Origin of the sequence: Halomonas sp. SIMBA_159, from assembly GCF_046536035.1 — a bacterium.
GTDB lineage: Bacteria > Pseudomonadota > Gammaproteobacteria > Pseudomonadales > Halomonadaceae > Vreelandella > Vreelandella venusta_A.
The window spans coordinates 81,021-90,607 of sequence record NZ_JAWJBT010000020.1 but is presented as its reverse complement, the minus strand read 5'-3'; the positions used below and the strand labels follow the sequence as shown (position 1 = coordinate 90,607).

The 9,587-nt window shown below is 55.2% G+C and carries 9 protein-coding genes and 4 tRNA genes; 8 read left to right on the top strand and 5 right to left on the bottom strand.

Annotation, left to right across the window (positions count from 1 at the left end; genetic code table 11):
- Both dnaX and grxD read right to left on the bottom strand, forming a co-directional pair.
- Nucleotides 1-1,477: DNA polymerase III subunit gamma/tau (dnaX, locus tag R0J87_RS14255; protein WP_498886928.1), on the bottom strand; the 1,477-nt coding region annotated here is incomplete at its 3' end.
- Between the two features lie 157 nt (nucleotides 1,478-1,634).
- A complete protein-coding gene (grxD, locus tag R0J87_RS14250) occupies nucleotides 1,635-1,985 on the bottom strand; it encodes a Grx4 family monothiol glutaredoxin (RefSeq protein ID WP_498886926.1) in 351 nt (116 codons plus the stop codon).
- Nucleotides 1,986-2,203: 218 nt separating this feature from the next.
- Here grxD and argF point away from each other — a divergent pair, with 218 nt between their 5' ends.
- Nucleotides 2,204-3,124: an ornithine carbamoyltransferase gene (argF, locus tag R0J87_RS14245; RefSeq protein WP_498886924.1), complete on the top strand. Its 921-nt coding sequence runs from the start codon at nucleotides 2,204-2,206 to the stop codon at nucleotides 3,122-3,124.
- Between the two features lie 119 nt (nucleotides 3,125-3,243).
- On the opposite strand, the gene R0J87_RS14240 is transcribed toward argF, so the two are convergent.
- A tRNA-Ala gene (locus R0J87_RS14240) sits at nucleotides 3,244-3,319 on the bottom strand.
- 174 nt (nucleotides 3,320-3,493) lie between these two features.
- Here R0J87_RS14240 and uvrY point away from each other — a divergent pair.
- The 7 genes from uvrY to nadB all read left to right on the top strand — a co-directional run bounded on the left by uvrY (nucleotide 3,494) and on the right by nadB (nucleotide 8,872).
- Nucleotides 3,494-4,144: a UvrY/SirA/GacA family response regulator transcription factor gene (gene uvrY / locus R0J87_RS14235; RefSeq protein WP_404465789.1), complete on the top strand. Its 651-nt coding sequence runs from the start codon at nucleotides 3,494-3,496 to the stop codon at nucleotides 4,142-4,144.
- 47 nt (nucleotides 4,145-4,191) lie between these two features.
- A complete protein-coding gene (gene uvrC / locus R0J87_RS14230) occupies nucleotides 4,192-6,006 on the top strand; it encodes an excinuclease ABC subunit UvrC (RefSeq protein WP_498886922.1) in 1,815 nt (604 codons plus the stop codon).
- Between the two features lie 100 nt (nucleotides 6,007-6,106).
- Nucleotides 6,107-6,655, top strand: a complete 549-nt coding sequence (gene pgsA / locus R0J87_RS14225) for a CDP-diacylglycerol--glycerol-3-phosphate 3-phosphatidyltransferase (RefSeq protein ID WP_404342435.1) — start codon at nucleotides 6,107-6,109, stop codon at nucleotides 6,653-6,655.
- A gap of 132 nt (nucleotides 6,656-6,787) precedes the next feature.
- A tRNA-Gly gene (locus tag R0J87_RS14220) sits at nucleotides 6,788-6,862 on the top strand.
- A 25-nt stretch (nucleotides 6,863-6,887) separates the two neighbouring features.
- Nucleotides 6,888-6,961 (top strand) — tRNA-Cys (locus R0J87_RS14215).
- Between the two features lie 39 nt (nucleotides 6,962-7,000).
- Nucleotides 7,001-7,087: transfer RNA gene (locus tag R0J87_RS14210), tRNA-Leu, on the top strand.
- A gap of 189 nt (nucleotides 7,088-7,276) precedes the next feature.
- Entirely contained in the window at nucleotides 7,277-8,872 is a 1,596-nt protein-coding gene (nadB, locus tag R0J87_RS14205; RefSeq protein ID WP_498886919.1) for an L-aspartate oxidase, read from the top strand.
- 2 nt (nucleotides 8,873-8,874) lie between these two features.
- Here nadB and R0J87_RS14200 read toward each other — a convergent pair whose 3' ends face one another.
- Together R0J87_RS14200 and R0J87_RS14195 are read right to left on the bottom strand one after the other, a co-directional pair.
- Nucleotides 8,875-9,273 (bottom strand): hypothetical protein, encoded by a 399-nt coding sequence (locus R0J87_RS14200; protein WP_498886918.1) that lies wholly within the window; start codon nucleotides 9,271-9,273, stop codon nucleotides 8,875-8,877.
- Nucleotides 9,233-9,526, bottom strand: a complete 294-nt coding sequence (locus R0J87_RS14195; RefSeq protein WP_311062775.1) for an FAD assembly factor SdhE — start codon at nucleotides 9,524-9,526, stop codon at nucleotides 9,233-9,235. The genes R0J87_RS14200 and R0J87_RS14195 overlap by 41 nt, the downstream gene beginning before the upstream one ends.
- Nucleotides 9,527-9,587: the final 61 nt, after the last annotated feature.

The window sequence follows — 9,587 nt, the reverse complement described above, 5'->3', positions numbered from 1 at the left end:
CTGGCTCTGGCTCTGGCTCTGGCTCTGGCTCTGGCTCTGGCTCTGGCTCTGGCTCTGGCTCTGGCTCTGGCTCTGGCGAAAGCGTAGCGGCGCTTTCTACTTCTTCAAGCGACCATGGCGGCGGCGCATCATTGTTCACTTCAGGGCCATACTGATCAGCCACCTCAACGGCATTATCGTCGGGTGGCGCTGCTGCCTGCACCTCAGCAGGCGCAGGAGGCTTAACCTCGGCGGCTACGGGTGCAGGCTCAGGCTTTTTTGCGCTTGATTCATCCACAGAAGCAGCGGTTTCTGCTGGAGTTTCAGGTGAGGCGTTTGCACCAGAGGCCGGTTCACGGCGCAACGGTAAAGGCGTTGCAGGCGGTTTTGGTACGCCCTGGGGGCGGAAGGCCAGCATACGCAGCAGCGTCATTTCCAAGGCGCTGCGTAAATCCGGCGCGTGGACCATATCGCCGCGCCCCTGAATGCCAATCTGGTAATAGAGCTGAATATCTTCGGCGGTAAATCGACTGGCCAGCTGCTGGATTTGCGCGCGGTCTCCATGGCTGTTATCCACGGCATCAGGCACCATTTGCGCAACGGCTAAGCGGTGCAGGATGGCCGTAAGCTCATCCAATACGGCAGCAAAATCCGGGCCCTGCTCGGCAAGCTGAGCCACTTCTGCCAACAGTGTTTGAACATCGACGTCTGCTAACGCTTCCACTAGGGCCAGCACATGACGATGGTCCAACGTGCCAAGCATGGCGGCCACATCAGCATGGCGAACGGCCCCTTGGCCAAACGCGATGGCTTGATCGGTCAAGCTCATCGCGTCACGCATGGAACCTTCGGCCGCTTTACCTAATAGCCACAGCGCGCTTTCATCATACTCAACGCCCTCTTGCCCCAGCACATAGGTCAAATGCTCCACCACACGCTCAGGTGGCATATGCTTCAAGGTGAACTGAAGGCAGCGAGAAAGCACCGTCGCGGGTAGTTTTTGCGGGTCGGTGGTCGCTAGCAGGAATTTTACGTGGGGAGGCGGCTCTTCCAGCGTTTTCAGCAGCGCATTAAAACTGCTGGTGGAGAGCATGTGCACCTCATCAATGAGATACACCTTATAGCGCCCTTGGGTGGGGGCGTACTGAACGTTATCAAGCAGCTCGCGGGTATCTTCTACTTTGGTACGCGAGGCGGCATCGACCTCAATGAGATCCACGAAGCGGCCTTCATCAATGGCTTGGCAGCTGTCGCACTGGCCGCAAGGGGTCGAGGTAATCCCCTCATCTCCACGCCCTTTGGCGGTGCAGTTAAGGCATTTTGCTAAAATACGCGCAAGCGTGGTTTTACCAACGCCGCGGGTACCGGTAAATAAGTAGGCATGGTGTAAGCGACCCTGATCGAGGGCGTTTACTAAGGCACGTTGAACATGGGCCTGGCCCACGAGCTCATGGAATGTACGTGGCCGCCATTTGCGGGCCAGAACCTGATAGCTCATTGAGCAAAACTTCCTTAGGCGGGCTGACAGTCGATGCTAAACGGCCAAACGATCACCGTTAATGCTAAGTGTTGGTGTTTAATCATGCACCATTCTAGCGGCTGCACCGCAGCCCGCCAACCGCCCGGCCACTGCCGGGCGGCACAAGGCGTTACGCTTAAGCGTTGTCGCCACCTTCAGCAGCAGCGGCACGCTGGGCAGCTTCTTTCACCAGCATTTCCAGTTCGCCGTTTTGATGCATTTCCATCACGATATCGCAACCGCCTACCAACTCGCCCTCTACCCACAGCTGGGGAAAGGTCGGCCAGTTAGCAATTTTCGGCAGCTCTGCGCGGATATCGGGATTATCCAGGATGTTGACGAACGCAAAACGCTCGCCACAGCTCATCAGCGCCTGAACCGTTTGCGAAGAAAATCCGCACTGAGGAAGCTGCGGCGTGCCTTTCATGTAAATCAAAATCGGGTTTTCGCTGATTTGGCGCTGAATATTTTCGGCAGTCGTGCTCATGATGTGCTCCTAAACAAGTGATGTGATCCAAGCCAGTTTACGCAATTCGTCAACTCGCTTTAACCCCACGACCCAGCAATGCCTTGGCATGGCGCTACACCAATACCTGAGCAAGTTACTCGGCCTTAACGCGTGGGCGCCATTCTACGCATGCTGCCCGCGTTGCGCATCCCCCGCCGCATCGCTAGGATGGTGTTTTTGCGCGGAGAGAAGTCATCATGGCGACACGCCATTTCCTTACCCTGCTGGATTTAAGCCCAGATGAGTTGGCGTACTTGATCCAACGTGCCATTAAGATCAAAACCGATCTAAAAGCCACTGGCCCGGTCTACACACCGCTACCCAACCGCACGCTGGCGATGATTTTTGAAAAATCCTCCACCCGAACCCGCGTCTCCTTTGAAACAGGCATGGCACAGTTTGGTGGTCACGCGCTGTTCCTTTCTCCTCGCGACACCCAGTTAGGCCGCGGCGAGCCCATTGAAGACACCGCACGCGTACTGTCTGAAATGGTCGATGCGGTGATGATTCGTACTTTCTCTCATCAGGGTTTGGAAACTTACGCCAGTGCCAGTAGCGTTCCGGTGATTAACGCCTTAAGCGACGACTACCACCCCTGCCAACTGCTGGCAGACGTGATGACCTGGACAGAACTACGCGGCAATATTAAAGGCCGTACCGCGGTGTGGATTGGCGATGGCAACAACATGTGCCACTCCTGGATTAACGCCGCACGCCAGTTTGGCTTCAACTTGCGGGTATGCTGCCCGAAAGGCTATGAGCCCCGCGAAGACATCATGGCCGCGGCGGGTGACTGCGTCAGCCTGCTCCACGACCCGCAAGAAGCCGCTAAAGGCGCTGACTTAATCACTACCGACGTATGGGCATCGATGGGTCAGGAAGAGGAACAGGCGAAGCGAGAAGCGGACTTTGCAGGCTTCCAGGTCACCGAGGCCATGCTGGATACCGCACAGCCTGATGCCTTATTCCTGCACTGCTTACCTGCGCACCGTGGTGAAGAGATCAGCCATACCTTGTTAGACGACCCACGATCAGTGGTGTGGCAAGAAGCAGGCAACCGCCTGCACGCCCAGAAAGCATTGATTGAGTTTTTGCTGCTAGGCAAAATCGACGCGTAACGCCGCAACCGCCCTGCGGGTTACTGCAGGGCGGAGCTTGACCTTAAAACTAGCGCGACCAAATTCCAAACAGCATAAAAAAACGCCACGTTACGAGTAACGTGGCGTTTTTGAAATAATGGTGGAGCCTAGCGGGATCGAACCGCTGACCTCAACACTGCCAGTGTTGCGCTCTCCCAGCTGAGCTAAGGCCCCACAGGCTGCATTTGCGTGCAGCGGTGCGAATACTAAGTGACAACGTGTATTAGGTCAAGGTTTAAAGCAAACAAGCAACTACTAATTCTCCTTCGCCAAGAGCTGTGGCACTCTATAGGTTCGCAGCGTGCGTATCGCCCGAGTCCACGATGATTACCTGCAGGAGCCAGACCTTTGATCAACGTTTTAATTGCCGATGATCACCACCTGGTGAGAACCAGTATCGCTCACCTGCTGAACGAAGAGTGCGACATTAAAATCGTAGGTGAAGTCGATGATGGGGAAAGTGCGGTAGCCCAATGTCGGCAGCTGAAACCCGACATCGTTCTTATGGATATTCGTATGCCCGGCATTGGAGGCCTGGAAGCCACTCGCCGCATCCATCGCACGCTGGCCGACGTTAAAGTCATTATCCTCACTGCCCACTTAGAAGACAGCGTCTTGAGGCGAATGCTGGAGGCGGGTGCATCAGGCTTTCTCAGCAAAGGGGCTGACGCAGTCGAAATGACTGAGGCGATCCGCCAGGTCTTTCATGGCCGTCGATATGTCAGCCAAGAAATTGCCCAACGCTTGGCGCTGGCGCACTTCACAGACGAAGATAACCCCTTTAGCCACCTCTCCCATCGAGAGCTACAAATTGCTTTGATGATTGTTAACTGTCAGCGCGTCCAGGATATCTCTGACCGTTTACACTTAAGTCCCAAAACGGTTAACACCTATCGTTATCGCCTGTTTGACAAGCTTCAAGTGGCCACGGATGTTGAGCTAACCCATCTCGCACTCCGCCATGGACTTGTCGAGGGCTTTGACGCCATCCTGGGATAGACCTACCATCGCAGCTTCTTGCCGTTTGAGAGCGCCGATGCCCAGCTATGACTTTTGATGCCAAGCAGTTTCTAAGCTCCGTAAGCTCTTCACCGGGCGTCTACCGCATGCTGGATGAAGAGCAAAACACGCTCTACGTCGGCAAAGCCAAACGTTTAAAGGCGCGGCTGGCAAGCTATTTCCGAGGCCAGCTCAACACCAAAACCCAGGCGATGGTGGCACGCATTGCCGATATTCAAATCACCGTCACCCGCAGCGAAACAGAAGCCCTGCTGCTTGAACAAACGCTGATTAAGGAGCTTCGTCCGCCTTACAATATTTTGCTGCGGGACGATAAATCCTATCCGTTTGTGTTTGTGACTGATCGGCACCCCTACCCCGCTTTGGAATATAAACGCGCTCGCCAGCGTCGCGATGACGGACGCTATTTAGGCCCCTATCCTAGCAGCGGCGCGGTGAAAGAGAGCCTAACGTTAATGCAGAAAATCTTTCGCATCCGCAACTGCGAAGATAGCGTTTTCGCCCACCGCTCTCGCCCCTGCTTGCAGTATCAAATCCAGCGCTGCAGCGCTCCTTGCGTCGACTACATCTCCGAAGAGGAGTACCGCCAGGATGTTGAGCATGCGGTGATGTGCTTAGAGGGCAAAAGCGAACACGTGACTCAACTCTTAACACAAGAGATGGAAACAGCCAGCCAAGCGCTAGACTTTGAAGAGGCCGCTCGCCTGCGCGACCAGGTTCAACAGCTGCGACAGCTCCAACAGCGCCAATTTGTAGACAACGAAAGCGGCGATGCCGATGTATTTGCCTTGGCCCAGCGCCCGGGGGCTATCGGCATATCCATTTTAAGTGTTCGAGATGGCCGTCTGCTGGGCGCTCGACACCACACCCCCAAAAACGATCTCGACTTGCCACTGGAACTGCTGCTGACCGAAGTGGTCAGCCAATACTATTTTGGCCAGCCCCACAACGTGCCTGGGGAAATCATTACCAGCCACCCGTTGGAAGACAGCTCGCTGATTGCCAGCGCACTGTCTCAGCAGGCAGGCAAAAAAGTCAGAGTGGCAAGCCAGGTGCGCGGGCATCGCGCTCAGTGGCAGCACCTCGCCGTGACCAATGCCGAGCAGCAGCTTGCCTCCCAACTGGCCAACAAAACCCAGCTCACTCAGCGCTTTGAAGCCCTGCAAAAAGCGCTTGGCCTGGAGAAAGTGCCAGAGCGCCTTGAGTGCTTTGACATCAGCCACAGCCAAGGTGAAGCCACAGTGGCCTCCTGCGTGGTTTTTGACCACCAAGGCCCGCGCAAAAGTGACTATCGACACTTTCGTATTGAAGGCGTCGCAGCAGGGGATGATTACGCGGCCATGCAACAAGCACTGACGCGTCGTCTGAAGCGGGTAAAAAGTGGAGAAGCGGTAGCGCCTGATATTTTGATTGTGGATGGCGGGAAAGGTCAGCTCAACATGGCACGCGGCGTATTAAACGATTTAGCCGTCACCAATATCATTTTATTGGGCGTTGCCAAAGGCACCACCCGCAAAGCAGGGCTGGAAACGCTGTTCTTAGAGACCAGCGATAATCCTCTGCCATTAGATCCGGCCTCTCCAGCACTGCACTTAATCCAGCACATACGCGATGAGTCTCACCGCTTTGCCATTGCTGGCCACCGCGCAGCACGAGACAAAGCGCGAAGAACGTCAACGCTGCAGGACATACCCGGCATAGGCCCCAAACGGCGACGTGAACTTTTACGCTTCTTTGGCGGCCTACAGGGCGTGCAAAAAGCCAGCCGCGACGAGCTAGCCAGAGTTCCGGGCATTAACGCGGCCCTAGCAGAGACCATTTATACGGCACTCAATCGATAAACCTGTTCTTAACATGGATGCAATGCGCTAAGGGGGATAGAATGACCCAGCACATTACACTCCGACTTTCATGATTCTCCGGCAAGGATCGCGCCCTGCGATGAACATACCCAACATACTCACACTGGCAAGAATCGTCTTTATCCCGCTATTGGTAGTGCTGTTTTACCTACCATTTAACTGGAGCATGCCAGTGGCTGCCGGGCTATTTGCCCTAGCATCAGTCACCGACTGGCTTGACGGCTATCTTGCTCGCCGCTGGAATCAGTCCACGCCTTTTGGCGCGTTCTTGGACCCCGTTGCCGATAAGCTAATGGTTGCTGTGGCACTGGCCCTGCTAATTGAGCGTTTCGACACACTCGTTCTTACCTTGCCTGCCCTAGTGATCATTGGTCGTGAGATTGTGATTTCGGCTCTTAGAGAGTGGATGGCCGAAATGGGAAAACGCGGCATGGTGGCAGTGTCTTGGGTTGGCAAACTTAAAACCACGCTGCAGATGATTGCCATTTTGGTGCTACTGGCCTTCCCGCCCGGGCATGAGATTGCGCTACTGGGCGTGGTGATTCTTTATGCGGCAGCGGCCCTTACGCTGTGGTCGATGATTCAGTACCTGAAAGCTGCCTGGCCGCACCTCAGCCGCTCCATGTAGTACAAGTAGAGAGCAAACCCAGAGTAAGTAAACAAAGCAAGACAGTGGGTATCACAGTAGCTTCTTGAACCCATTAGGAAATTGATTGTTTGACAAGCGCGAAACGATGCGTATAATTCGCCCTCGAGTCGAGCGGGAATAGCTCAGTGGTAGAGCATCGCCTTGCCAAGGCGAGGGTCGAGAGTTCGAATCTCTTTTCCCGCTCCATTTGGTTCACACCAATGACTTGTTAGGCTGGATGGCAGAGTGGTTATGCAGCGGACTGCAACTCCGTGTACGCCGGTTCGATTCCGACTCCAGCCTCCATTTTCAGTGTAGCGATCGCTAATACAGCGCCGATACACTGCCCGGATGGCGAAATTGGTAGACGCAAGAGACTTAAAATCTCTCGGAGGTAACTCCGTGCCGGTTCAAGTCCGGCTCCGGGCACCATTCAATCATTAATTATTTAATGATCACGCTGCGAGATGTCACCATCTACGCGGCTTTTTGTATGTGTATTTCCCTTCTTTAGCACCCTTCTCTACCCTTCCGATTTTTTGTCTGAACGCATCGCTTAGCATCAGCGGTCACGCTATGATGCCCTTCTTATTGTATTAACGGTTTGAAGGAGCGGGCTGAATGAGCACGCCAACATCTGACATTTTGATTATTGGCGGCGGCGTTGCTGGCCTCACCCTAGCGCTCGACGTTGCTGATCACCTGTCAGTTACCTTGGTACGCCCAGCGCTAGATGACCAGGGCGCCAGCCGCTGGGCTCAAGGCGGGATTGCTGCCGTGCTATCGCCAGACGACCATCTTGACGATCATGTGAATGACACTCTGATTGCGGGTGACGGCTTGTGTGACGAACAGGCGGTTCGCTTTACCGTTACCCATGGGCCTGAAGCCATTCAGTGGCTGATTGATAATGGCGTTCCCTTTACACCAGACCCCGACCCTAATGCTCGCTACCCATATCACTTAACGCGAGAAGGCGGTCACAACGCACGGCGTATTATTCACGCCGATGATGCAACAGGCCGCGCCGTGGTCGAAGCCCTAGTGAATAAGGTGGCTGCCCACCCTCGCATCACACAGCGCAGCGACCTCACGGTACTTACTCTCTTAGCCGACCCATCTGGCCGCTGCATTGGTGCGCAGGGTGTCGATAGAGAGCAACGCCTGCAAACACTTTTCGCCCATCACACGGTGGTCGCCACCGGGGGAGCTAGCGGGCTCTATCGGCATACCACCACCCCCGCGCCCAGCAGCGGAGAAGGCATGATGATGGCAGCCGAGCTAGGGGCAACGCTGTGCAATCTTGAATTTCAGCAGTTCCACCCTACTTGCCTCTTCGACCCAAACGGCCCCGCGTTTTTAATTAGCGAAGCCGTAAGAGGAGAAGGCGGACACCTGCTCAACGAAGCAGGTCAGCGTTTTATGCTCGACCTAGACCCACGTGGGGAGCTAGCACCTAGGGATATCGTCGCCAGAGCCATTGATGCGAACATCCAACAAGGCACTTTAGGGCATGTATGGTTGGATATTCGTCATTTGGGCGAAACCGCTATTCGTCACCACTTCCCCACTATCGAGGCTCACTGCGCCTCACGGGGAATAGACATTACGCGCCAGCCCATTCCCGTCGTACCAGCTGCTCATTACAGCTGTGGCGGGGTCGCCACCAATCATGTAGGCGCCACCGATGTGGCCAATCTCTATGTGATTGGAGAAACAGCCTATACCGGCTTGCACGGAGCGAATCGCATGGCCAGCAATTCGCTGCTGGAATGCTTGGTCTACGCCCGAAGCTGCGCTCAGTACCTGCTCTCGCTCCCCCAACCGCTGAACCAGCCGGCAAACGCAAACAACCACCCAGCGCTCGCTATTCAGCCGACCCTTCACGTTGATCTAGAAACACTCAGCGCACTGCGCCGTGACATGCGTCGCGTGATGAGCCAATACGTATCCATTGTCAGAAGTAATCAGGGACTTGCCGATGCCAGAGAAGCACTCATCGGCATTCGAGCAGAATTGAAGCGTGTCGATAACACGCTGTCACACCCAGAAAGCGTGCGACTCAAGCAGGCGATTACACTTGCTCAACTCACCGTGCTAGCGGCCGAGCAGCGCCATGAGTCACGAGGCCTGCACTACTCGATTGACTGGCCAAACCACCTTCCCTCTTCTAGCCCTTCTCGGCTAACGCTAAAAAACCTAGCCCAACCCGCCTAACGTTAGCGCCCTGGCCGATGGAAACATCGTCGCAGGGCGCGCTGGCTAGTAGTGGAAAGGCTGTCTGGCCACACCCACAGCCGCTGTGAACCGATACGTAACCCCACCAGCCACGGCCCAAGGTAGTCGCAGCCCACACCGAATGAAGGCCCACTCTCTCCCGTACTCAGCAGCCAGCCACCCTCAAACTGACTGCCCGTATCGGTAATCTGTAACACGCCGCATGGTTGGGCGCCATAAGCGCGATATACAAGCCACAACCCACCGATCAGTACAATCCCACCCACCCAGAGGCCCGCCACCCAACCAGTGGTGGCAGCCAGCCCCAGGGTCAACACACCTTGCAACCCACCGCTAAGCTTAGAGCGTGCGATAAGCAGAGTTATCGGTGGTTTCAGCATGCTCAACAATCATTTGTACAAGATGGCGTAGCTCAGGATCCTCAGGCCACTCCCTGTGCATGAGCCAAACAAACAGATCCTGATCCTCTTCTTCGATCAGGCGCTGATAGGACAACTGCTCCTGTTCGCTCAGCGTGTCGAAGCGTTTTTCTAGAAACGGAATTAACAGTAAATCCAGCTCCCACATACCGCGCCGGGAGTGCCAATAAAGCCGCTTACGAAGTACCGCAGCAGGGGAAGTATCGTCGTTCAACGTTAGCCTCTCCGAGTAAATGAAATGAAATGTCAGTATACCGAAGCTGTGGGGTCGCGCC